The sequence below is a fragment of the Stenotrophomonas sp. TWI1183 genome (assembly GCF_039673115.1).
Classification (GTDB): Bacteria; Pseudomonadota; Gammaproteobacteria; order Xanthomonadales; family Xanthomonadaceae; genus Stenotrophomonas; species Stenotrophomonas maltophilia_AA.
In genome coordinates this window covers 34,302-55,875 of record NZ_JBDJKZ010000010.1, presented here as the reverse complement: position 1 = coordinate 55,875, position 21,574 = coordinate 34,302, and the positions used below count along the sequence as shown (strand labels likewise).

The 21,574-nt window shown below is 68.2% G+C and carries 19 protein-coding genes; 10 read left to right on the top strand and 9 right to left on the bottom strand.

Annotated features, from left to right (window positions below; all coding sequences use genetic code 11):
- Positions 1–23 precede the first annotated feature (23 nt).
- Positions 24–2,669, top strand: coding sequence for a PAS-domain containing protein (locus tag ABE434_RS11185; RefSeq protein ID WP_346478884.1), 2,646 nt, complete (start codon positions 24–26; stop codon positions 2,667–2,669).
- A 10-nt stretch (positions 2,670–2,679) separates the two neighbouring features.
- Here the strand turns inward: ABE434_RS11185 and ABE434_RS11180 are convergent, their stop codons facing one another.
- The 4 genes from ABE434_RS11180 to ABE434_RS11165 all read right to left on the bottom strand — a co-directional run bounded on the left by ABE434_RS11180 (position 2,680) and on the right by ABE434_RS11165 (position 6,537).
- Positions 2,680–3,330 (bottom strand): response regulator transcription factor, encoded by a 651-nt coding sequence (locus ABE434_RS11180; protein ID WP_346478883.1) that lies wholly within the window; start codon positions 3,328–3,330, stop codon positions 2,680–2,682.
- An 87-nt stretch (positions 3,331–3,417) separates the two neighbouring features.
- The gene (locus ABE434_RS11175) at positions 3,418–4,470 is read right to left on the bottom strand and encodes an ABC transporter substrate-binding protein (protein WP_346478882.1); all 1,053 of its coding nucleotides are present in this window, start codon (positions 4,468–4,470) and stop codon (positions 3,418–3,420) included.
- Positions 4,467–5,849, bottom strand: a complete 1,383-nt coding sequence (locus ABE434_RS11170; RefSeq protein ID WP_346478881.1) for a sensor histidine kinase — start codon at positions 5,847–5,849, stop codon at positions 4,467–4,469. The genes ABE434_RS11175 and ABE434_RS11170 overlap by 4 nt, the downstream gene beginning before the upstream one ends.
- On the bottom strand, positions 5,839–6,537 hold the full coding sequence (locus ABE434_RS11165; RefSeq protein WP_346478880.1) for a response regulator transcription factor: 699 nt from the start codon (positions 6,535–6,537) through the stop codon (positions 5,839–5,841). Before ABE434_RS11165 ends, ABE434_RS11170 begins: the two co-directional genes overlap by 11 nt.
- Before the next feature lie 156 nt (positions 6,538–6,693).
- On the opposite strand from ABE434_RS11165, the gene ABE434_RS11160 reads away from it, so the two are divergent.
- The 3 genes from ABE434_RS11160 to phbB are packed head-to-tail and all read left to right on the top strand — an operon-like array spanning position 6,694 to position 10,010.
- Positions 6,694–7,875 carry a porin gene (locus tag ABE434_RS11160; protein ID WP_346478879.1) on the top strand — a complete coding sequence of 394 codons (1,182 nt, stop codon included), beginning with the start codon at positions 6,694–6,696 and terminating at the stop codon, positions 7,873–7,875.
- Between the two features lie 40 nt (positions 7,876–7,915).
- Positions 7,916–9,244: a CitMHS family transporter gene (locus ABE434_RS11155; RefSeq protein WP_176988487.1), complete on the top strand. Its 1,329-nt coding sequence runs from the start codon at positions 7,916–7,918 to the stop codon at positions 9,242–9,244.
- A 25-nt stretch (positions 9,245–9,269) separates the two neighbouring features.
- Complete coding sequence (phbB, locus tag ABE434_RS11150; protein ID WP_088432597.1) at positions 9,270–10,010, top strand: acetoacetyl-CoA reductase; 741 nt, start codon at positions 9,270–9,272, stop codon at positions 10,008–10,010.
- Positions 10,011–10,736: 726 nt separating this feature from the next.
- Here the strand turns inward: phbB and ABE434_RS11145 are convergent.
- The 3 genes from ABE434_RS11145 to rsgA form a co-directional block, all read right to left on the bottom strand.
- On the bottom strand, positions 10,737–13,028 hold the full coding sequence (locus ABE434_RS11145; RefSeq protein ID WP_346478878.1) for a TonB-dependent receptor: 2,292 nt from the start codon (positions 13,026–13,028) through the stop codon (positions 10,737–10,739).
- Between the two features lie 177 nt (positions 13,029–13,205).
- Positions 13,206–14,459, bottom strand: a complete 1,254-nt coding sequence (locus ABE434_RS11140) for a flavohemoglobin expression-modulating QEGLA motif protein (RefSeq protein ID WP_346478877.1) — start codon at positions 14,457–14,459, stop codon at positions 13,206–13,208.
- Between the two features lie 19 nt (positions 14,460–14,478).
- Positions 14,479–15,585 carry a ribosome small subunit-dependent GTPase A gene (gene rsgA, locus ABE434_RS11135; RefSeq protein WP_176988242.1) on the bottom strand — a complete coding sequence of 369 codons (1,107 nt, stop codon included), beginning with the start codon at positions 15,583–15,585 and terminating at the stop codon, positions 14,479–14,481.
- A 174-nt stretch (positions 15,586–15,759) separates the two neighbouring features.
- On the opposite strand from rsgA, the gene ABE434_RS11130 reads away from it, so the two are divergent.
- The 5 genes from ABE434_RS11130 (at position 15,760) to ABE434_RS11110 (ending at position 19,148) form a co-directional block, all read left to right on the top strand.
- Complete coding sequence (locus ABE434_RS11130) at positions 15,760–17,034, top strand: pyridoxal phosphate-dependent aminotransferase (protein WP_346478876.1); 1,275 nt, start codon at positions 15,760–15,762, stop codon at positions 17,032–17,034.
- Positions 17,034–17,654: a GDSL-type esterase/lipase family protein gene (locus ABE434_RS11125; RefSeq protein ID WP_346478875.1), complete on the top strand. Its 621-nt coding sequence runs from the start codon at positions 17,034–17,036 to the stop codon at positions 17,652–17,654. The genes ABE434_RS11130 and ABE434_RS11125 overlap by 1 nt, the downstream gene beginning before the upstream one ends.
- 17 nt (positions 17,655–17,671) lie before the next feature.
- Positions 17,672–18,355, top strand: a complete 684-nt coding sequence (locus ABE434_RS11120) for a class I SAM-dependent methyltransferase (RefSeq protein ID WP_346478938.1) — start codon at positions 17,672–17,674, stop codon at positions 18,353–18,355.
- A 69-nt stretch (positions 18,356–18,424) separates the two neighbouring features.
- On the top strand, positions 18,425–18,790 hold the full coding sequence (locus ABE434_RS11115; RefSeq protein ID WP_179460095.1) for a hypothetical protein: 366 nt from the start codon (positions 18,425–18,427) through the stop codon (positions 18,788–18,790).
- Between the two features lie 34 nt (positions 18,791–18,824).
- Positions 18,825–19,148 (top strand): hypothetical protein, encoded by a 324-nt coding sequence (locus ABE434_RS11110; RefSeq protein ID WP_346478874.1) that lies wholly within the window; start codon positions 18,825–18,827, stop codon positions 19,146–19,148.
- A 30-nt stretch (positions 19,149–19,178) separates the two neighbouring features.
- Here the strand turns inward: ABE434_RS11110 and ABE434_RS11105 are convergent, their stop codons facing one another.
- Positions 19,179–19,955 carry a polysaccharide deacetylase family protein gene (locus ABE434_RS11105; RefSeq protein WP_346478873.1) on the bottom strand — a complete coding sequence of 259 codons (777 nt, stop codon included), beginning with the start codon at positions 19,953–19,955 and terminating at the stop codon, positions 19,179–19,181.
- Between the two features lie 58 nt (positions 19,956–20,013).
- Here ABE434_RS11105 and grxD point away from each other — a divergent pair, with 58 nt between their 5' ends.
- Positions 20,014–20,940: a Grx4 family monothiol glutaredoxin gene (gene grxD, locus ABE434_RS11100; protein WP_176988236.1), complete on the top strand. Its 927-nt coding sequence runs from the start codon at positions 20,014–20,016 to the stop codon at positions 20,938–20,940.
- Positions 20,941–21,012: 72 nt separating this feature from the next.
- Here the strand turns inward: grxD and ABE434_RS11095 are convergent, their stop codons facing one another.
- A complete protein-coding gene (locus tag ABE434_RS11095) occupies positions 21,013–21,552 on the bottom strand; it encodes a DUF924 family protein (protein WP_346478872.1) in 540 nt (179 codons plus the stop codon).
- Positions 21,553–21,574: the final 22 nt, after the last annotated feature.

Genomic DNA, 21,574 nt, shown 5'->3' with positions numbered 1-21,574 from the left:
CGCGCGATCGTAGACTGCCGCCCATGTACTGGCTCGGCCGCCACCGCACCCTGCTGTTGACCCTGCTGGTGATGATCGGCGGCACCGTGCTGTGCGCGGCCGCGGCCGGCCACTACGCCTGGCGCCGCGCGCTGGCCACCGAGAGCGGCCAGGTGCAGCGTCAGCTGGAGCTGTACGCCCAGGGCCTGCAGCAGCGCATCGACCGCTTCGGCACGCTGCCGCAGGTGCTGGCGCTGGACCCGGACCTGCGTGGGGCGCTGCAGCGGCGCCCCGATGCCGCCGCCCGCCAGCGGCTGAACCTGAAACTGCAGCGCGCCAACCAGGTCACCCGCGCCTCCACCCTGACCCTGGTCGGGCGTGACGGCGTGGCCGTGGCCGCCAGCAACTGGGACCAGCCCAGCAGCAACGTCGGCGAGGACTACAGCTACCGTCCCTACTACCGCCAGGCACTGGCCACCGGCCACGGCCGCTTCTACGGAATCGGCATGACCACCGGCGTGCCCGGCTACTACCTGTCGCAGGCGATCGAGGAAGACGGCGCGCGCATCGGCGTGGTGGTGATCAAGATCGAACTGGCCGCGCTGGAGCAGGAATGGCTGACCAGCCCGGACGTGGTGCTGGCCAGCGACGAGCACGATGTGGTGTTCCTGGCCAACCGCGACGCCTGGCGCTACCGGCTGCTGCGGCCGCTGGGCGCCGCCGAACGCAGCGAGATGCTCGACAGCCGCCAGTACGCCGACCGCTCACTGCAACCGCTGCGGGTACGCACCGGCAGCGTGCTCGACGATGGCGGCCGCATGGTCCACCTGCTCGATCCGGTGCTGCCGGGCGAGATGCTCTGGCAGACCCTGGCGCTGCCCGAGGAGCAGTGGAACCTGCACCTGCTGCACGATGCCGGCGCTGCCACCAGTGCCGGGCGCAGTGCCGCCATCGGAGGCGGTGCGGCGTGGCTGGCACTGGGCTTCCTGGTGTTGTTCATCCAGCAGCGGCGGCGCCTTGCCGCCCATCGCCAGCGCAGCCGGCGCGAGCTGGAAAGCGTGCTCAAACAGCATGCACAGGAGCTGCGTACCGCGCAGGACGGCGTGCTGCAGGCCGCCCAGCAGGCCGACAGCGGCCTCAGCCGCAGCCTGGCGCACCTGCCGCAGGGCGTGGTGGTGATCGACAACGAGCAGAAGCTGGTGGCGTGGAACGCGCGCTATCTGGAGCTGTTCCGGTTTCCGTCCGGCCTGATCCAGGTCGGGCGGCCGATCGAAGAGATTTTCCGCTTCAACGCGCGCCGTGGCCTGCTCGGGCCCGGGCCGATCGAAGAAGCGATCGAGCGTCGCCTCAACCATCTGCGCAGCGGCCGCCCGCACATGCGCGAGAGCGAGAAGGACGACGGCACCGTGCTGGAAATACGCGGCAATCCCCTGCCCGACGGCGGCTTCGTGACCAGCTACGCAGACATCACCAGCTACAAGAACACCGCGCGCGAGCTGCGCTCGCTGGCCGATGCCCTGGAGCATCGCGTGGCCGAGCGCACCCGCGATCTGGACGAAGCACGGCGCGAGGCCGAGCGCGCCAACCGCTACAAATCACGGTTCGTGGCCTCGGCGGTGCACGACCTGCTGCAGCCGCTCAATGCGGCGCGCATGTTCGTCTCGGTGCTACGCGGCAAGCTGGGCGGCGATGCGCGGGAACTGAGCGAGCATGTCGACGCCGCGCTGGCCGCGCAGGATTCCATTCTCAACAGCCTGCTGGACATCTCGCGGCTGGAGTCCGGCACGTTGCAGACCCACGTGCATGCATTCGCACTGTCGCCACTGCTGGAAACGCTGGCGCGCGAATTCGGCATTGCCGCCGAAGGCCGTGGTCTGAAGCTGGACTGGGTGGACACCCGCGCGGTGGTGGTGAGCGACGAAGCCCTGCTGCGCCGCATCCTGCAGAACTTCCTGTCCAATGCGCTGCGATATACCCCGCGCGGGCGCGTGCTCATTGGCTGCCGGCGCGTGGGCGATCAGCTGCGCATCGAAGTGCACGACCAGGGCCCGGGCATTCCCGAGAGCCTGCAGGGCGAAATCTTCGAAGAGTTCCGCCGCCTGGATGACGGCGTGGACCAGGAGCGCGGCGCCGGGCTGGGCCTGGCGATTGTCGAGCGCATCGGCCGCCTGCTGGGGCACCGCATCCACCTGCGCTCCACCCTGGGCAGCGGCAGCGTGTTCGCGGTCGACGTACCGCTGGGCGCCGCCGGCGACGTCCCCCTGCCCGCCGCCGCCCCGTTGCCGAACGCCGAGCCGGGCGACGACAGCCCGCTGCGCGGCTGCCGGGTATGGAGCATCGACGACGACCCGCGCGTCTGCGCGGCTACCCGTGCGCTGCTGGAACGCTGGGGCTGTGCGGTGGAACTGGCCGATGGCCCGCAGCCGGCGCTGGAGATCGCCTCGGCCTTCAACACGCCGCAGTTGCTGCTGCTGGACGTGCGCATGGGCCAGTGGCACGGCCCGGACCTGTACGAAGCGCTGTGCACGCTGTGGCAGGCACGCCCACCGGTGATCCTGGTCACCGCCGAGCGCGACGATGCGCTCAAGGCGCAGGCGATGGAGAATGGCTGGGGCTTCCTGTCCAAGCCGGTACGCCCACCGGCGTTGCGGGCATTGATGACACAGCTGCTGGTGCGACATCGCAGCTGAGGGGGCGCCTCTACAGCCCTCCGCCGGCATCCCCTTCCGGCTCCAGCGCTTTCACCAGCACTGCCGCCTGGGTGCGGCTGTGGCACTCGAGCTTCTTCAGGATCGCGGTGACGTGCACCTTGACCGTGTTCTCGGCCAGGCCCAGCTCGTAGGCGATCTGCTTGTTGAGCAGGCCGTCGGCCAGGCTCAGCAGCACGCGGAACTGCTGCGGGGTGAGCTGGGCCAGGCGCGCGGCCAGCAGTGCATCGGACTCGGAGCGTTCCGCAGCCATGGCCGGGAACCACACGCCGCCGTCAAGCACGGCGGCCACGGCCTGGCCGATGGTCTCGGCGGGCGCCGATTTGGGGATGAAGCCGGCGGCGCCGAACTGCTGCGCGCGGCGGATCACACGCGGGTGGTCGTTGGACGAGACGATCACGACCGGGATGTCCGGGTGCGATCCGCGCACATGCAGCAGCGAGGAGAACCCGCGTGCGCCGGGCATGGTCAGGTCCAGTAGGACCAGCTCGATCTCCGGGTGCTGGCCCAGCGCGCTTTCCAGCGTCGCGGCACTGGCCACTTCGATCACATTGACCTGCGGCAGCGCCTGGCGCAGCGAATGCACGACAGCGGCACGCAGCAGGGGATGGTCGTCGGCGACCAGAACGGTGATGTCACTCATGGCGTCGATTGTAATGAGGTTGACGGCCAGCGGCCGTCACTACCGCTTCCCGCGCAGATGGAATGCGCGGGCCGCCCGCTGGCGGCCTCACCGCTCCTGCTGCATGCTGCCGCGCCACGCTTCCAGGAACTGGCGGCGCTTGAGTCCGTCCAGGTACACCAGCAGGCCCGGGCCGAGCTGGATCGGACGGTAGCTGCGCTCCGGCGAAGCGCCACGGCGCTGGCCCGCCGCCGGCAGGATCGGCATCAGCCGCGCCTCGCGGGAGAGCACCTGCTGCCCGCGCGGTGAGAGCAGATAGTCGAGGAAGCGGCGGGCTTCTTCCGGATGCCGGCCACCACGCGGAATCACCGCGGTGCGCAGCATCACCAGCGTGTAGTCCTCCGGTTCGATGATGCCCAGCGGCGCACCCGCATCGATCCGGGCCTGCGCATAGGAGCCGAGCACGTTGTAGACCAGCGAGAGCTGGCCGCTGCTGACCTTGTCGAGCAGCACGCCGGTGCGCTCCTCCAGCTGCACCCGGTTGTCGCCCAGCGCTCCGAGCAGGGCGCCGGCCATGCTGCCGCGTTGGCCGTCCTGGGTCGCCAACAGATAGCCGACGCTGCTGCGCTGCACATCGTAGGTTCCCACCCGCCCCAACAATGGCGCATCGGGCGCCCGCAGCAGCTCCAGCAGCTGCCGGCGCGTGTGCGGCACCCGGGCCGCCGGCAGCGTACGGGTGTTGTAGACCATCGCGACCGGCTCATAGCTGATCCCGAATGCTTCGTGCCGCCACTGTGCCCAGCCGGGCAGCGCATCCGTCTGCGCCGAGCGGTGCGCCAGCGCATGGCCATCGTTGACCAGCTTGGCCTGCAGATCCATGCCACTGCTGATCAGCATGTCCGGTGAAGCCGGACCGCTGCGATCCCGCAGGTAGCGCGCATACATGTCCTGCGTGATGATGTCTTCGTAGACGATCTCCGTGCCGGGATGCAGCCGCTGGTAATCGGCAATCACCGTGGCGAAGACTTCGATGTCGGTCGAGCCGTGGATGCGCAGCTGCGCGGTGGGAGCGCCCTGCGCCGGGAAGCGCTGCACATCGCCCGGATCAGCGAAGACCGTGGTGGTGAACAGCAACAGCAACAGGCCATGCCAGCGTTTCATGCGCGCCTCCTCGGCAGCCGGATGGTGGCGACCAGCCCGCCACCCACACGGTTGGCCAGATCGATGTGGCCGCCATGACTGTCGACCACGCGCTTGACGATCGCCAGACCCAGTCCGGCACCGCCGGCCGCGGCGCCTTCGCCACGTGCGAAGCGCTCGAACACGCGTTCGGCATCGGCCGGTGCGATGCCCGGGCCGTGGTCGGCGATGGTCAGCACGCAGTGGCTGTCATCGGTGGTCAGCGCCAGCTGCAGTACGCCGTCGCCGCCGTATTTGAGCGCATTGTCGATCAGGTTCTTGATCGCTTCGCGCAGCAGCAGTGCATCGCCGTTGACCCACGCCGGATCGCTGGTCACCGCCAGCTGCACGCGAGGTGCGGGCAATGCCTGCGGCAAGGCCTCGTGCAGGGCCTGGTGCACGATCTCGGCCAGGTCGACCAGGGCGAAGCGCTGCAGGTTGGCGCGATGGATCACGCTGGCATCGCTGAGCAGCTGGTTGAGCAGGCGGCTCATGTGGGTGGCATTGCGCTCGATCGCCTGCAGGCTGCGCCGCATGTCCTCCGGATCTTCATCGTCCAGCGCCAGCTGTGCCTGCGCACGCAGTGCCGCCAAGGGGGTGCGCATCTGGTGCGCGGCCTCGGCCATGAAGGCACGCAGGGTTTCATTGCTGCTCGAAAGCCGGCCCATGAAGTGGTTGAGCGCGCCGACCATCTGGTCCATCTCCTGCGGCGTGGCGGCATCCAGTGGCCGCAGGTCGGACGGCTCGCGCCTGGACAGCTCGCGCTCGACCCGCACCAGCGGCCGCAGCGCGCGGTGCACGCCAAGCGCGACCAGCGCCAGCGACAACAGCGAGAGCACCACGATCGCGACCAGCGCGCGAGTCACCATGTCCTGCGCCAGCGCCTCGCGCGCCCGTCGCGTCTGCCCCACCTGCACGCGCACTTCGGCCTGGGCGGACGGCGAGGAGACCCGGCGCGACACCACCACGAAGCGCACCGTCTCCCCGCTGTAGGGCGCGTCGAACAACTGCGGGCGATCGCTCGGCGCGCGCGGCGGCGCGGGCAGATCGCCGTAGCCGGTCACGGTCTGGTTGCGCGCATCGGAGACGCGGTAGAACACGCGGTCCTCCGGCGCCATCGCCAGCAGGTCCAGCGAGGCGTACGGCAGATCGACCTGCCACTGCGCATCCACCAGCGCCACCGAGTCGATGATCGACAGCGCCGAGGACACCAGCAGGTGATCGTAGGAACGGTTGGCGGCGCGCTGGCCGTAGTCGCGCGCACCGAAGAACAACGCCACGGCGAACAGAGCCATCAGGCCACCCAGGTACAGCCACAGCGTGCGCCGGACCGAGGTCGGCGCGCGGGCCTCAGTCGCCATCGGCGCCGCCATCGGGCGTGGCGTCGTGTGCTTCAAGCAGGTAGCCGCTGCCACGCACAGTGACGATCCGCAGCGGCGCGTCGGCCAGCTTGCGGCGCAGACGGCCGACATAGAGCTCGATCGCGTTGGGCCCGGCCTCGTCATCGAAGCCGAACAGGCCATTGCCGATCTCGTCCTTGCCGACCACCTGCCCCAGCCGCCCCATCAGGATCTCGAGCAGGCGGTACTCACGGTTGGGCAGCTCGATCGGCTGGCCGTCCAGGCTGACCCGGTGCGCGGCGTTGTCGAACTGGAACCCACCGATCTGCACCACCTCGCTGGCCTGTCCCCGGGTGCGCCGCAGCAGCACGCGGCAGCGCGCTTCGAATTCGCGGAAATCGAATGGTTTTCCCAGGTAATCGTCCGCGCCGACATCCAGCGCCTGCACGCGGTCCTCGATCCCGTCGCGCGCGGTCAGCATCAGCACCGGGGTGCTGTCACCGCGCTCGCGCATGCCGGCCAGCACGCGCAGCCCATCCAGTTTGGGCAGGCCGATATCGAGCACGACCAGATCGAAGCTCTGGTAACGCAGCACGCTCGCCGCGGCCAGCCCGTCGCTCTGCCAGTCCACGGCGTGGCCGCTGCGGCGCATGCGACGGACGATCGCGTCGGCCAGGTCCGGGTTGTCTTCCACCAGCAGGATGCGCATCGGTCGGGATCGGGAAAGGTGCGGGAATGCTAGCGCGTGCAGCCGCATCCGTGCGTTTCGCTGCGGCGCAGCAATGGCTGACAGGTGGATGACAGCATCCCGGCACTAGGCTGCGCCATCGCGTCACCCCCGAACATCCGGTACCTGGGAGGGTCCATGGAACTGAACGCCTTGCGCTGGTGCATGCCTGCCGCCTGCACCCTGTTGTTGGCCGCGCCGGCCTGGGCCGCCGACGACCGCGATGACGACCGCCCGGTCACGGCCAGCCTCGGCGGCCGCCTGCACCTGGACTTCGCCGATTTCCACAACGACAGCCGCGGCATCCCGAACAAGGACGACACCGAGATCCGCCGCGCGTGGCTTGACGTGTCCGGCAAGTTCTTTGCCGTCGACTACAAAATGGAAGCGGATTTCTCCGGCGACCGTGTCAAAGCCAAGGATGTCTTCGTCAGCCGCAGCTTCGGCGAGGCCGGCAAGCTGACCGTGGGCCAGTTCAAGCAGTTCTTCTCGCTGGATGACCGCACCAGTTCCAACTACGGCACCTTCCTGGAGCGCGGCAATGCCGGCACCACGCTGGCGCCGCTGTATCGCCTCGGGGCCTCCTGGCAGGCCGCACGCGGCGACATGACCTGGGCCGCCAGCGCCTACAGCCTGGAAAGCATCGATGCGTGGCAGGTCAAGGGCCGTGCCGCCGGTGGCCGCGCGACCTGGGCGCCCGGCGCCACCGCCGGCGACGTACTGCACCTGGGCGTGTCGCTGGCGCATGAGCGCTACGACACCCCGGGCGCCGATGGCGTGCCCGGGCTGAAGATCCGGCCGCGCCCGGCGGGTCACCTCTCCGACAACAGCCGCCTGACCCTGGTGGACTTCTCGGCCGGCCGCGATACCGACGTCAACAAGTGGTCGCTGGAGTACGCCCAGGTCCGCGGGCCACTGTCGTGGCAGGGCGAATTCAGCGGCGCTACCTTCGACGACGGCAGCCAGCGCGGCAAGGTGCTGGCCGGCTACGGCCTGGTCAGCTGGTTCGTCACCGGCGAATCGCGCGTGTACGACCGCAAGACCGGGCGCTTCGGCCGGGTCAAGGATTTCCAGCACAGGGCCGGTGCGTTCGAGCTGGCGCTGCGCTATGACCAGATGCGCGGCGACCAGCACCTGATCGGCCAGCCCGATCTGCGCGATGGCCAGACCGAGGCGTGGACGCTGGGCGGCAACTGGTACATGCGCCCGAACCTGCGCTTCATGCTCAACCTGATCGAAAGCCGCAACCGCGACCGCCTGGCCGACGCCACCGTGGATCGCACCCGCGCGGTCACCGGCCGCCTGCAGTACGACTTCTGATCCCCTCTTTCCGCCCCGTTGCTTCTGGAGAATGCAGATGATGCTGAGCATCCTCGGCTTTGGCATGGTCATTACATTCATGTACTTGATCATGAGCAAGCGGCTCTCGCCGCTGGTCGCCCTCATCACCATTCCGATCCTGTTCGCGCTGATCGGCGGCTTCGCGGCCGGCATCGACGACATGATGCTGGAAGGCATCAAGAAGATCGCGCCGACCGGCGTGATGCTGATGTTCGCCATCCTGTACTTCGGGGTGATGATCGATGCGGGACTGTTCGATCCGCTGGTGCGGATCATCCTGCGCTTCGTCAAGGGAGACCCGATGAAGATCGTGCTCGGCACCGCCATCCTGGCGATGCTGATCTCGCTCGACGGCGACGGCTCGACCACCTACATGATCACCGTCTCGGCGATGCTGCCGTTGTATCAGCGGCTGGGCATGAACGCGTTGAACATGACCTGCGTGACCATCCTCGCCGGCGGCGTGATGAACCTGACCCCGTGGGGCGGCCCGACCGCCCGCGCCGCCACCGCGCTGCATGTGGACCCGGCCGACGTGTTCGTGCCGCTGATCCCCTCGATGGTGATCGCCTGTGCCGGCGTGCTGGTGCTGGCCTGGTACCTGGGCATGAAGGAGCGCCGTCGCCTGGGCGTGGTGACCCTGCCGCAGGGCGGCAGCTGGATGGACAACAGCGTCTCCGATGACGGCAACACGCTGCCGACCGTGGAAGATGCCGAGGACACCAAGCGTCCGAAGCTGCTGTGGGTGAACCTTGGCCTGACCATCGCGCTGATGACCGCACTGATCCTGGGCGTGCTGCCGATGCCGGTGCTGTTCATGGTCGGCTTCGCGATCGCCCTGGTGATCAACTACCCGAACCTGGCCGAGCAGCGCCGCCGCGTGGTCAACCATGCCGGCAACGTGCTGTCGGTGGTGTCGCTGATCTTCGCGGCCGGCATCTTCACCGGCATCCTCAACAACACCGGCATGGTGGAGGCGATGTCGCACAGCTTCCTGGCGATCATCCCGGACAGCTGGGGCCCGTACCTGGCGGTGATCACCGCCCTGGCCTCGATGCCGTTCACCTTCTTCATGTCCAACGATGCCTTCTACTTCGGCGTGCTGCCGATCCTGTCCGAGGCCGCCGGCAACTACGGCATCACCCCGGTGGAAATGGCGCGCGCCTCGTTGGCCGGCCAGCCGGTGCATCTGCTCAGCCCGCTGGTGCCCTCGACCTATCTGCTGGTCGGCTTGGCCAAGGTGGAATTCGCCGACCACCAGAAGTTCACCCTGAAGTGGGCCATCGCCATTTCGCTGTTGCTGATGTTCGGTGGGCTGCTGTTCGGCCTGTACCCGCTTGCGTCCTGATCCGTCTCCCAAGGAGCGTTCCGCCATGACTCTTCGCATCGCCTACGTCACCAGCGCCATGGGCAGTGTCGGCACTGCCATCTGCCAGAAGCTGGCCCGCAACGGCCACACCGTGGTCGCCGGCTGCGCCCCGAATTCGCCGCGCAAGGCTGCCTGGCTGCGCGAGCAGCGCGAGCTCGGCTTTGATTTCATCGCATCGGAAGGCAACGCCGCGGACTGGTCCTCGACGGTGGCCGCCTTCGCCAAGGTGAAGGCCGAGGTCGGCGAGATCGATGTGCTGGTGAACAATGCCGGCGGCAGCCGCGATGTGTTGTTCCGGCAGATGAGTCCGGACGACTGGAACGCGGTGATGGGCTCGAATCTGCATGCGCTGTTCAACATCACCAAGCAGGTGATCGATGGGATGAGCACGCGCGGCTGGGGCCGGATCGTGAACATCGGTTCGGTCAGTGCGCACAAGGGCCAGATCGGCCAGGTGAACTTCGCGACGGCGAAGGCGGCGATGCATGGGTTCAGCCGGGCGCTGGCCAATGAGGTGGCGACGCGGGGCGTGACGGTCAATACGATTTCGCCGGGGTATATCGCGAGTCAGTCGATCAGCAGTTTTCCGCCGGATGTGCTGGATCGTCTGGCGGGGTCTGTGCCGATCCGTCGTCTGGGCAAGCCGGAGGAGGTGGCGAGTCTGTGTGCGTGGTTGGCGTCGGACGATGCGGCGTATGTGACCGGTGCGGATTATGCGGTGAATGGTGGTCTGCACATGTTCTGATGTTTTTGCGCATCCCGTTTGATGCGTGACCTCCCCCACGGGGTGAGCCGCGATGCTGAGAGGCGTCGCGGCTTTTTTTGGCTTTTTTAGCGCAACAGCAACGGCGACAGTAGGTAAAAAGCTGGTGGGCAGGTTCGTGTCGCGCTGGGCAGGCACGGGTGGGTTGGCGGGACCCGCTGCAAGTACGTCCATGTAAGCTCATGTGTTGCCATCCATGGCAACACATGGTCCCGCCAACCCACCCGTGCCCACCCTTTGACAGGGGACTGGTGCGCAACGAAAGAGCAGGCTCTTGGTGACGCCGTTGCTTTGGCGTGCTTTGGCGTGCTTTGGCTTGCTTTGGCTTGCTTTAGCGTGCTTGTTTGCCGGTGTGCTTCGCTTGCTTTGACTTGCCTGCTTGCCTCGCCTGCTCTGGCGAGCCTTGCCTGCTTCGCCAGGCTCGCTTGGCGTGCGTGGCTTGTTCGGCTTAGAGCGTTCAGCCCACCACGGATCCGCTCCGCTCGGCACCGGCTCTTCATCTCCATGGCCACCAGCCAAATGTCGGAGGCGTGGGGTGTGTGGGTTGGCGGGACCGTTGTGCCGCATGGATGCGGCTCACGAGCCCCCATGGATGGGTTTACGGCGCGTCCCGCGAACCCACACACCCCGCGCCTGGCCCAGCCATCTGGGAGGCGTTGCGCCCACCGACCAACGGTCGGTGGCTACCCTTGCCCTTGCAGGTGGCGGTCAGAACTCCGCAGCGACCGTCATGAACAGCTGGCGCGGCGCGCTGGCGTGGATCGCGTAGCGGGTGCCGGTCGGATCGGTCGGGGCGAACGAACTGAGCTGGCCGGCGTAGCGCTTGTTGGTCAGGTTGGTCGCGTTGAGCGACACCTTGATATCGCGCAGGCCCATGCCCGGCCCGAACGAATACCCCATGCCCGCATCGAACGTCGTCACGCCCGGCACCGACTGGTCGTTGGTGTACGTGTAGTAACGCTTGCCCGTGTACTTCGCGCGCAGGCTGGCGAAGAAACCGTCGCGGTTCCAGCTGATCTCGCTGGAGGCCATGCGCTCGGGCGTGTCCACCGTGATCTTGCCGGCCACCGGCACGATCGCACCGCCCGAGGTGTAGTTGTCCTCGTAGGTGGTCTTGTTCCAGGAGAGCGCGTTGTACCACTGCAGGCCATCGATCGGCTTGAGGATGAAGGTCAGCTCCGCACCACGGCTCTTCACCGAACCCACGTTGATGAAGCGCGTGATGCACTCCGGGCGCGTGCCCACTTCGATGCTGGTGCACGGATTGAGCGAGAGCAGGCGGTTGTCGAACATCACGTGGTAGGCCGCGATCGAGGCCTGGTACTTCTCGCCGAAGGTGCGGAAGCCGGCCTCCAGCGTCTTCGACTTCTCCGGCTCCAGCCCGGCGCTGGCCGCGAAGGATTCCGGCGAGACCTGCAGCGGGCCACCGCTGCCGCCGCCGACGAAGGCAGCGATGTTCTCCGAGTACGAGGCGAACACTTCCTGGTTCGGGCTCAGCCTGAAGCCGATGCCGGCCTGCGGCAGCACCGATTCCTTGGCGGTCAGCGTGCCCGAGGCGTAGCTGGCTTCGGTACCCGGCTTGGCGTTGGCAGTCATGCGGGTGTTCGGGCTCTTGATGCCCACGTCCACGGTCAGGCGGTCGTCCAGGAAGCGCATGCGGTCCTGCACGTAGAACTGGCGCGTGCGGATGTCGAAGTCCTGATCGAACAGACGACGGTCCGGATGGTTGAGATAGCCATCATCGAGGAACGGGCCGGTGATGTAGTAGAAGTTGCGCTCGACATTGTGGTCGTTGCGCTCGTACCACAGGCCGGCTTCCAGCGAATGGATGCCCCACTGCCAGCTCAGTGCGGCGGTGATGCCCTGGCGGTTGATGGTGTAGTTGGTGCTGCGGATCGAAATCGGCAGCATCTCCGGGGTGCCCGGGTTGGATGGCTGGCCCGGTGCCCACCAGTGGCCCTGGCCACGGTTCTCGTGGTGGTAGCCGAGCAGCTTCAGGCGGGCGTTGTCGCCCAGCGCGAGGTCGGCATCCAGCGAGTAGAGGTTGTCGTCGCGCAGTGCGCGGCTCTGGTAGTACGCATCGTCGATGCTGTTGACGCCACCGGTGAACGCACACTTCTGCGCGTTGTAGGTGCCCGGTGCACAGTAGGCGGCGGCGACCGCGCGGTCCCAGTCCGGGGCGTAGATGTTCCAGTCCCAGCCCAGGCCACGCGCGAGCATGCTCTTGGAGAGATAGGCGTAGTTGGCCTGGCTCACGCGCGAGGTGGCGGCAAAGGCACCGAAACGATTGTCGCCGACGTTCCAGATCGCCTTGGCATTGAACTGGCGGGTGGTCTGGTTCTGGTTCGGCTCGGCCCACATGTCCGAATCCTGGTGCACGCCGGAGACATACGCCGAGAAGCCGTTGAGGTCGCCGGTGTCCACCCGCAGGTAACCGCGGCGCTGGTTGTCATCGCCGACGGTGACGCTGGCCTTGCCGCCGAACTCGGTGGACGGGTCCTGCGAGAAGTACTGGATGGTGCCGCCGAGGTTGCTGGTGGACGCCACGCCCAGCGAGCCGATGCCCTGCGACAGCTCGGCGCCGGCCAGGTTCTCGGCGATCAACGCGCGGGCGATGCTCAGGCCGTTGTAGTTGCCGTAGCTGTTGTCGCCCAGCGGGATGCCGTCCAGCGTATAGCCCAGGCGGCTCTTGTCGAAGCCGCGCAGGCTGATCGTCTGCGATTCTTCATTGGCGCCGAAGGCATCGTTGGACTGCACGGAGACGCCCGGCAGGCGATCAAGAATCTTCTGGCCACTGGTACCCGGCGGCAGCACCTCCTTGTCCACTGCCGTGATGCGCTGCACCTGGCGGGTCTCGCCCTGGCCGATCACCGAAACGGTATCGAGTGTCTGCGCGCTGAGCGCGACATTGGCAGCGGCGGTGGCGTCTACATCGGCGGCGTGGGCGTTGGCGGCGCACAGCGCGAGCGCCACCGCGATCGTCAGGGGTCGGGTAAGCATGGTCGTCCGTTACATGGGGGAAAATGACCTGCGCAATGCAGGTGCATGACCAGCATGCGAGCGGAACATGAAAGGATGTTGACGGTAAGAGTGATCGCAGATGAATTGCGATGCAGTGCTCACGAACGCGTGGGATGCGCGCGGAGGGTGCGCGAGGCAGCCGGCCAGCGGCCGGCACTACTCGGGGGCGAGCTGATCCATGCGGATGCGGTTGGCGAACAGCGAGAACGCCAGCATGCCGGCCAACCCATTCGCGCGGCTGACCCAGTGCGGCAGCCAGCGCGGCGGCCGCAGGATGCCCTCTTCGAACAGCGGCGCGAAAGCGATCGCATCGGTCAGCGACATCTTGCCGGCGAACAGCCAGCGGCAGACCTGCAGGCGGTCTTCGGCCAGCATGTGCCGGAAGAAGGTGTGCACCGAGACCAGCCCGCGCAGATACACGGTGTCCTTGGTGAAGGCGGCGCCGCCGCTCGGCGGCACGCCGCGGAACACACGCTGGGCGGAGGCGAAGCTCTCTTCGTTGTTCTGCCCGGCATCGCAGAAATAGCGGAACACCGCGATGAAATCGGCGCCCTCGCGTGCCATCGCGATCGCTTCGGTGCGCAGGCTGATGCGCTTGAGGCGCTCGATGTCGATGCTGCCGGTGATCTGTTCGGCGAACGTGGCCAGCCCTTCCTGGGTCGCGGTGACCCGCGGCGACGACAGCGCCAGGCTGGGCAGGTGGGGCTGTTCGCGGCCGTTGAGTGCGGTCAGTGAGTGGACCAGCGCCTCGTGGTGGAACAGCTGCGCGCGATCGTAGGCGCTGAAGCGGGCGCTGGTGCGCAGGCGGATCCGGTTGGGGCCGGCAGCGGCCTTGGAGATCAGCTCCGGATCCAGCTGCACGGTGATGATGCGCGACTCGAAGAAGGCATCCAGATCGCTCTGCAGCTGCAGCTGCAGGGCCGTGGCCGAGACCGGCACCTGTTCTTCGGGCGCGAGCAGTTCGTGGTCCAGCTCCTGCGCGATCTGGATGAAGTGGCGGGCCGCATCGCGGGTGCTGGGGCCGTTGCCGGGCAGCGGCTGCTCGGGCGCGCCGAACAGCTCCACCGAGTAGCGGTCCACGTCGGGCGTTCCCAGCGATTCGAGCAGACCGGCGGCCTGGTCCCAGCTGTGCGCCGAGCGCTGCACATACAGGCCGATGGGATGGTCGGGATCGCATTGGGCGCTGATCGCGGCCAGCCGATGGCGGGTATCGGCGAAATCGAGCCGGGGGTAGTCGACCTGCGGCAGGACCGGCTGGCCCCGGGCGACGCTGGCCAGGAACGGCGCCTGCAACGCGGCCGGCCAACTGGTCAGCCCGAGCAGTTTGATCCCGCCCACCGCCTCGACCAGTTGGGCATCGAGCGCGGTGTGGTGGGCAACGTCACGATCCACGGTCATTGGCGTGTCCATGGACGGACAGTAGCAAAAGCTATCGCCGGCCGCCCTTCCCGCCCGGGCGCCACTGGGCGCCCTTGCCGACGTGCTTGCGCTCGATGGCCTGCTGCGCCTGGCGCACGGCCAGCTTGGCGGCGGCCGCGGCGACTTCTTCCTTCAGCTTGAAGTAGTTGAGCAGGCGCTCTTCATCCAGCGTGCCGTCGTCGATGGCCGCGCGGATCGCACAGCCCGGCTCACGCTGGTGCGCGCAGTCGCGGAAACGGCATTGCGCCGACAGCGCTTCCACGTCGGAGAAACCGCCTTCGCTCAGGGCCTCTTCACCGGTCGGCTTCAGCTCGCGCATGCCGGGGGTGTCGATCAGGCAGGCGCCGGCCGGCAGCGGAATCAAGGCACGATGGGTGGTGGTGTGGCGGCCGCGCGAGTCGTTGACGCGCACATCCGCGGTCTTCATGCGCTCGTGGCCGAGCAGCGTATTGGTCAGGGTCGACTTGCCGGCACCGGACGAACCGACCAGCACCACGGTCTGGCCGGCGGCCAGCCACGGCAGCAGGGCCGAGGCGCTGGCCGGGTCCTTGCCGTTGATCGCCAGCAGCGGAATGTTCTGCGCCGCCAGTTCTTCCAGCACATCCAGGGCGTCCTGGCTGTATTCGGTCTGGTCGGCCTTGGTCAGCACCACCACCGGCTGTGCACCGCCCCCGCCGACCAGCAGCAGGTAGCGCTCGATCCGGCGCGGGTTGAAGTCGGCATCCAGGCCACAGACGATGAACACCGTATCGATGTTGGCCGCGATCACCTGCTGGTGGTAATGCTCGCCGGCGGCGCCACGCTTGATGGCGGTGCGTCGCGGCAGCAGGGCGACGATCTTGATGCCGTCCAGCAGCACCCAGTCGCCGACCGCCGCGCGCTCGTGGCTGGGGAAGCGCGGGCGCTGCCACTCCGGCGGGGATTCGGTCTTGATCGCCGCTTCCGGCGCATCGGAGACGATGTACCCGGTGCGATGCTGCTCGATCACCCGGCCGGGGCGCGCCTGCGGGAACTGTTCGAACAGGGCCTGCCAGGCCGGCAGCTCCGGGCCGCCCGGCCAGGGCCAGCCAATGGTCTGCAGGGCAAGGTAATCAGTGGGTTCGCTCATCGTGCCCATTCTAAAGGGTGTGGCGACCGGCCGTCGCCGCACAGGCCGACGCCGGTCCGCACCCGCGGAAATCCTTTCATCTGCAACTGCCTTGCAGGGCCGGGCATTCGGCCGGAAACGCTTGCCCTGCAACGCAACAATTCCGCTACCATGCGGTTTCCATGCCTGAATGACGGCCCGTTCATGTCCACGCCCCCGCTGAAGCCGCTCGCCACCCGCGAGCGCCTGTCCGAAGTCCGCTACGAGATCCGGGGCGAACTGGCGCGACGAGCGCGGGAGCTGGAGGCCCAGGGCCGCAAGCTGATCAAGCTCAACATCGGCAACCCGGGCAACTTCGGGTTCCGTGCGCCGGAGCACCTGCAGCGCGCGATCGCCGACGACATGGGCCGCACCGATCCGTATACCCACCAGCAGGGCCTGCCGGAGGCGCGCGAAGCCATCGCCGCCGCCTACGCCCGGCGCGGCGCACCCGATGCGCACCCGGACCGGGTATTCATCGGCAATGGCGTGAGCGAGCTGATCGACCTGTCTCTGCGCGCCCTGCTCAACCCGGGCGACGAAGTGCTGGTGCCCTCACCCGACTATCCGTTGTGGTCGGCCGCGACCATCCTCAACGATGGTCGCCCGGTGTATTACCGCTGCGCGCCGGAGAACGGCTTCCAGCCCGACCCGGTCGAGATCGAGGCCCTGGTCTCCTCGCGCACCCGCGCGATCGTGCTGATCAACCCGAACAACCCCAGCGGCGCCAGCTACTCGCGCGAGCTGCTGGAGCGCATCGTCGCCATCGCGGCCAAGCACAACCTGCTGCTGATGGTGGATGAGATCTACGACCAGATCCTCTATGACGACGCGCAGTTCCATGCCGTCGCGCCGCTGGCCGGCGAGCATCCGTGCATCACCTTCAGCGGCCTGAGCAAGGTGCATCGCGCCTGCGGCTGGCGCGTGGGCTGGGCGATGCTGTCCGGCGCGGGCGAGCGGCTGGGCGAGTTCCGCGCGGCGATGGACCTGCTCAGTGCGTTGCGCCTGTGCGCCAACGTGCCAGGCCAGTACGCCATCGATGCCGCCGTGAACGGGCCGGACACCATCTCGCCGCTGTGCGCACCCGGTGGCCGCCTGTATGAAACCCGCCGCGCCGTGATCGAGGCCTGCAACGCCAGCGAGCATCTGTCGCTGGTGGCACCGGCCGGCGCGCTGTACGCGTTCCCGGCGGTGGTCGGGGCCGCTGCGCGCAGCTTCGATGACCATGATTTCGCGCTGGAGCTGATGAACGAGGAAGGCGTGCTGGTGGTGCCGGGCTCGAGCTTCAACGTGCCTTACCGCCACCACTTCCGCGTGACCCTGCTGCCCGAGCCGGAGGTCATGCGCGATGTGTTCGCGCGCATCGACCGTGCCCTGGCACGCCGCGCCGAAGCCAATACGAAGGTGGTCCCGATCAAGCCGCGCAGCGCGGTCGCCTGATGGGCCTGCCGTATCTGGCCCTGGGCGATTCCTACACGATCGGCGAAGGCGTTGACCCCGCCGGGCGCTGGCCGATGCAACTGGCTGCGGCCCTGCGCGATATCGGCGTGGCGCTGGACGATCCAACGATCATCGCCACCACCGGCTGGACCACCGATGAGCTCGAGGCCGGCATCGATGCGGACGCACCACAGGGTCCGTTCGACCTGGTGAGCCTGCTGATCGGGGTCAACGATCAATACCGTGGGCGCAGCGTGGACGAGTACCGCCCGCGCTTCACCGCCCTGCTGCAGCGCGCGCTGGCCTTCGCCGGCGACCGTGCACCGCGCGTGCTGGTGCTGTCGATCCCGGATTGGGGCGTGACGCCGTACGCCGTGGCGTCCGGCCGCGACCGCGGGCAGATCGGTCATGAGCTGGATGCGTACAATGCCGCCGCCGCGGCAATCTGCGCCGAGCACGACGTGGCCTTCGTCGACATCACCGACCTGAGCCGCCAATGGGGCGGTGAGACCGTCATGCTGGCCGAGGATGGCCTGCATCCGTCCGCGGCGATGTACACGCTGTGGCACCAGCGCGCGTTCGACGTGACGCGCGTGCTGTGGGCGGAGCCGACCCGCTGAGCGAGGCCACGCTGCCGCTGGCCAGGGAGCAGGCCCGCCGGATCGCCACGGCGTTCCTGCCGGCGCAGCGGCTCGGCAACCGTCGCGACTATTATTACAGCCGCGGCAAACTCGGCAGCGATCCGCTGTATCCCGGCGTGCTCGCCGCGCTGGACGAGGCGCCTGCCCTCCCGTTGCTGGATATCGGCTGCGGCCTGGGCCTGCTGGCCCACGTGCTGCGCCAGCACGGCAGCGCACTGGCCTACCACGGGCTGGACATCGACGCCGACAAGATCGCGCGGGCCGAGCGCGCCAGCACACGCGCCGGGTTGCCGCAGGCTACCTTCTCCTGCGTGGATGCCAGCGCCACCCTGCCCGCCCACCATGGCAACGTCGCCCTGCTCGACGTGCTGCAGTACCTGCCCGCAGCCGCACAGACGCAGTTGCTGCACGCCGCCGCCACCCGCGTGGCCCCCGGCGCGCGGCTGGTGATCCGTACCACGCTTGCCGACCAGAGCGGTCGCGACCGCACCACGCGGATCACCGACATGCTCGCGCACCTGGTCGGCTGGATGGGCACGCGCCCCTGCCACTACCCGGACGCCGCGAGCCTGCGCGCGCCACTGGACGCCGCCGGCCTGCACCTGCGGATGACGCCGCTGTATGGCAACACGCCCTTCAACAACTGGCTGATCGTCGGCGTGCGCCCCGCGGCCGCCTAGCCGCCACGACTCGCGCCACCGGCCGCACGCGCGCATACTCGCGCCCCCCTTTCCGGCAAGGAGCCGCCCATGCCCCGACAGACCCGACATTCCGCGCTGGGCATCGCCGCGCTGATCGTCAGTGCCTGTGGCCTGGTGATGCTGCTGCTGAGCATGCATTACGCGCATGCGCCCGAACATGCGGCCATGCGCGAGCTGCCGTGGTCGCTGGCCGCCCTGCTCGGCAGCAGTATCGGACTGGCCATCCTGGCCCTGCTGCTCGGCCTGGGCAGCGTGCTGCAGCCGCGCCGGCGGCGCCTGTTCGGGATCATCGCGCTGCTGGTGACGCTGGGCGTGTTGATCGCGCAGCTGTCGCTCGGCGGCTGGATCCGCGACCAATGGCATGCCTCGCATCCGCCGTCGGACGCCGCGGCCGCGCAGCCCCTCGCCCCCTGATTCCTCCGTTTCACCGCATCGACAAGGAGCCCTGATGCACCCCCCTCATTCCGGCATGGGTATTGCCGCGTTCATCACCGCCCTGTGCGGCGCCGTGTTGATGCTGGGCCTGATCGTCATCGCCGGCATCATCGAGACCACCACGCCGGGTGGCATGGAGGAGACCTCGATGTCGGCGATCCTGGTCGGGCTTGGCCTGATGTGCACCGCCCTGATGCAGCTGGTGGCCTTCGGCCTGGGCGTAGCCGGCGCATTTCAGACGGACCGCCGCCGCGTGTTCGCGATCCTCGGCCTGGTGATCTCGGTCGGCAGCATGCTCGGCGTGGTCCTGCTGATGATCATCGGCGCCCTGAGCTGAGCCCGGCCTGCGCCGGCCGACGGCCGGGCGTCAGTCCGGCAGACCCGCGTGCAGCCCGCGCGCCTGCACCGCCTGCAGTACCGCTTCGATGATGGCGAGGTTGTGGCCATGCGCCGCGCCCTCATGCAGCAGCACGATGCTGCCTGGCGCCAGGTCACGCGTGATCCGCTCGACCACCTGCTCGGGTCTGCACTCCACCCCGTCGAAGCCACGCGCGCTCCAGCCGACCCGGGTCAGCTGCCACTGCTTCAACGCGGGGGCCACGAACGGGTTGGTCATCCCGACCACCGAGCGGTACCAGCGTGGCGGGGTACCCGCGATCGCGGTGAGGGCCTGCTGGCACTGTGTGATCTCGGCCGCCATCGCCTGCCGCCCGAGCCGCCAGAAGCGGGTCTGCGGGTGGCGGTGGCTGTGGTTGCCCAGGCTGTGCCCGCGGGCCAGCATCGCCTGCACCAGCTCCGGCCGCGCCTGCGCGCGTTCACCGACCAGGAAAAAGGTCGCCTTGGCCTCGTAGCGGTCCAGCAGGTCGAGCACCGCCGGGGTCTCGGCCGAGGGGCCGTCATCGATGGTCAGCCAGACCTTGCGGGCGTCGCCGGGAAGGCGGCTGAGCACCGGGGCATAGAAGCGGCTGTTGGGCAGGAATACCGGCACCATGAACAGGGCGTGGGTCGCCACCATCAACGGCAGGCCGTAGCGCCAGCCCCAAGCGACCCAGACCAGCACCACCAGCAGCTGCGACAGCACCAGCCACGGCAGCCAGCGCCAGGGGCGCCGGGGAATGCGATACAACGTTTCCGGTACGGTCATGCCCCATGATGCCATGCCGCGTAGAATACGCGGTTCGCATATCCGGACCCCGACCGCCATGTCCCTTGAACCCGCCCTGCGCTCGCGCATCGAATCCATTCTCAACGCCAACCGCGTCGTGCTGTTCATGAAGGGTCAGCCGAGCATGCCGCAGTGCGGTTTCTCGGCCAAGGCCGTCGGCGCCCTGCAGGACCTCGGCGTGGAGTTCGACCACGTCAACGTGCTGGCCGACGCGGAAATCCGCGAAGGCATCAAGGCCTACGGCGAGTGGCCGACCATCCCGCAGCTGTACATCGACGGCGAGCTGGTCGGCGGCAGCGACATCATCCTGCAGATGGCCGGCAACGGTGAACTGAGCAGCGTGCTCGGCCTGGCCGCGCCGGACCGCACCCCGCCGCGCATCACCGTGACCCCGGCCGCCGTGGAAATGCTGCGTGGCGCGCTGGCCGATTCCCCGGGTGCCTCGCTGCAGCTGGGCATCGACGCGCGCTTCCAGCCGAACTTCCAGCTCGCCCCGCACGACGACAACGCGATCGCCGCCGAGTCCAACGGCCTGCGCGTGCAGTTCGACCTGGCCAGCGCGCGCCGCGCCGAAGGCATCACCATCGACTGGGTCGACGACATCCGCGGCAAGGGCCTGGCGATCGACAACCCGAACGCGCCGAAGGCCGTTCAGGAACTGAGCGTGCGCGACGCCGACGACCAGCTGCGTGCCGGCAGCATCACCGTGGTCGACGTGCGCCCGGCCGACGAGCGTGCGATCGCGGCGATCAACGCCCCGTTCGAAACCTTCGACGGCGACAACCGCGCCCGTCTGGAAGCCCTGCCCAAGGACACCGCGCTGGCCTTCCTGTGCCACCACGGCGGCCGCAGCGCGCAGGCCGCAGAGCAGTTCCGCGCCCTGGGCTTCACCAAGGTCTCCAACATCACCGGCGGCATCGATGCCTGGTCGAACGAGGTGGACAACGGCGTGCCGAAGTACTGATCTTCGGCGCGTTGCGGGACAAGAAAAACGCCGGCATTGCCGGCGTTTTTTTGTTGGTGGCAGCGGGGGGGGTCATCCCGCAAACCCACCTTCGGCCAGGTAATCCAGCTCCTCCGGCGTCGGCATCCGCCCCAGCACCGCGTTGCGGTGCGGGAAGCGGCCGAAGCGCCGGATGATGTCGCGGTGCAGCTCTGCGTACTGCAGGTACTCCTTGTCGCCCAGCGCATCGAACATCGCCACCGAGCGCTCCTGGTCCTGCGGGTCCTCGGAGTGCTCGAACGGCAGGTAGATGAAAGCCCGCAGCTTGGGTACCAGCTGCAGGTCCAGGCCCTCCTCCACCGCACGCATGGCGTAGTGACGCGCCAGGCCGTCGGTGGCGTAGGAATGCGCCGTCTCGCGGAAGCAGTTGCGCGGGAACTGGTCGAGCAGGATCATCAGCGCCAGCGCGCCATCGGCGCTGCCGAGCCAGTGCTCGCGCGCGCGGCGGGCGGCGGCGAAATGCTCTTCCTGGAACTGCTGGCGAAACCGCGCATCGAACGCGTCATCGCGCGCGAACCACTGCTGCGGTCCGGCGTCGCGCCAGAATTCCACTACTTGTGCCGCCACGTCCATTCACTACCCCTGTGGATGGCAC

What these genes read in the sequence shown, in the direction of transcription:
- ABE434_RS11185 (WP_346478884.1), top strand. Translation starts at nt 24, where the DNA reads ATGTACTGGCTCGGCCGCCACCGCACCCTGCTGTTGACCCTGCTGGTG.
- ABE434_RS11105 (WP_346478873.1), bottom strand. Translation starts at nt 19,955, where the DNA reads ATGACCGTACCGGAAACGTTGTATCGCATTCCCCGGCGCCCCTGGCGC.
- ABE434_RS11130 (WP_346478876.1), top strand. Translation starts at nt 15,760, where the DNA reads ATGTCCACGCCCCCGCTGAAGCCGCTCGCCACCCGCGAGCGCCTGTCC.
- ABE434_RS11095 (WP_346478872.1), bottom strand. Translation starts at nt 21,552, where the DNA reads ATGGACGTGGCGGCACAAGTAGTGGAATTCTGGCGCGACGCCGGACCG.
- ABE434_RS11125 (WP_346478875.1), top strand. Translation starts at nt 17,034, where the DNA reads ATGGGCCTGCCGTATCTGGCCCTGGGCGATTCCTACACGATCGGCGAA.
- ABE434_RS11155 (WP_176988487.1), top strand. Translation starts at nt 7,916, where the DNA reads ATGCTGAGCATCCTCGGCTTTGGCATGGTCATTACATTCATGTACTTG.
- ABE434_RS11145 (WP_346478878.1), bottom strand. Translation starts at nt 13,028, where the DNA reads ATGCTTACCCGACCCCTGACGATCGCGGTGGCGCTCGCGCTGTGCGCC.
- ABE434_RS11165 (WP_346478880.1), bottom strand. Translation starts at nt 6,537, where the DNA reads ATGCGCATCCTGCTGGTGGAAGACAACCCGGACCTGGCCGACGCGATC.
- ABE434_RS11115 (WP_179460095.1), top strand. Translation starts at nt 18,425, where the DNA reads ATGCCCCGACAGACCCGACATTCCGCGCTGGGCATCGCCGCGCTGATC.
- ABE434_RS11170 (WP_346478881.1), bottom strand. Translation starts at nt 5,849, where the DNA reads ATGGCGACTGAGGCCCGCGCGCCGACCTCGGTCCGGCGCACGCTGTGG.
- grxD (WP_176988236.1), top strand. Translation starts at nt 20,014, where the DNA reads ATGTCCCTTGAACCCGCCCTGCGCTCGCGCATCGAATCCATTCTCAAC.
- ABE434_RS11110 (WP_346478874.1), top strand. Translation starts at nt 18,825, where the DNA reads ATGCACCCCCCTCATTCCGGCATGGGTATTGCCGCGTTCATCACCGCC.
- ABE434_RS11175 (WP_346478882.1), bottom strand. Translation starts at nt 4,470, where the DNA reads ATGAAACGCTGGCATGGCCTGTTGCTGTTGCTGTTCACCACCACGGTC.
- ABE434_RS11160 (WP_346478879.1), top strand. Translation starts at nt 6,694, where the DNA reads ATGGAACTGAACGCCTTGCGCTGGTGCATGCCTGCCGCCTGCACCCTG.
- phbB (WP_088432597.1), top strand. Translation starts at nt 9,270, where the DNA reads ATGACTCTTCGCATCGCCTACGTCACCAGCGCCATGGGCAGTGTCGGC.
- ABE434_RS11180 (WP_346478883.1), bottom strand. Translation starts at nt 3,330, where the DNA reads ATGAGTGACATCACCGTTCTGGTCGCCGACGACCATCCCCTGCTGCGT.
- rsgA (WP_176988242.1), bottom strand. Translation starts at nt 15,585, where the DNA reads ATGGGCACGATGAGCGAACCCACTGATTACCTTGCCCTGCAGACCATT.
- ABE434_RS11140 (WP_346478877.1), bottom strand. Translation starts at nt 14,459, where the DNA reads ATGGACACGCCAATGACCGTGGATCGTGACGTTGCCCACCACACCGCG.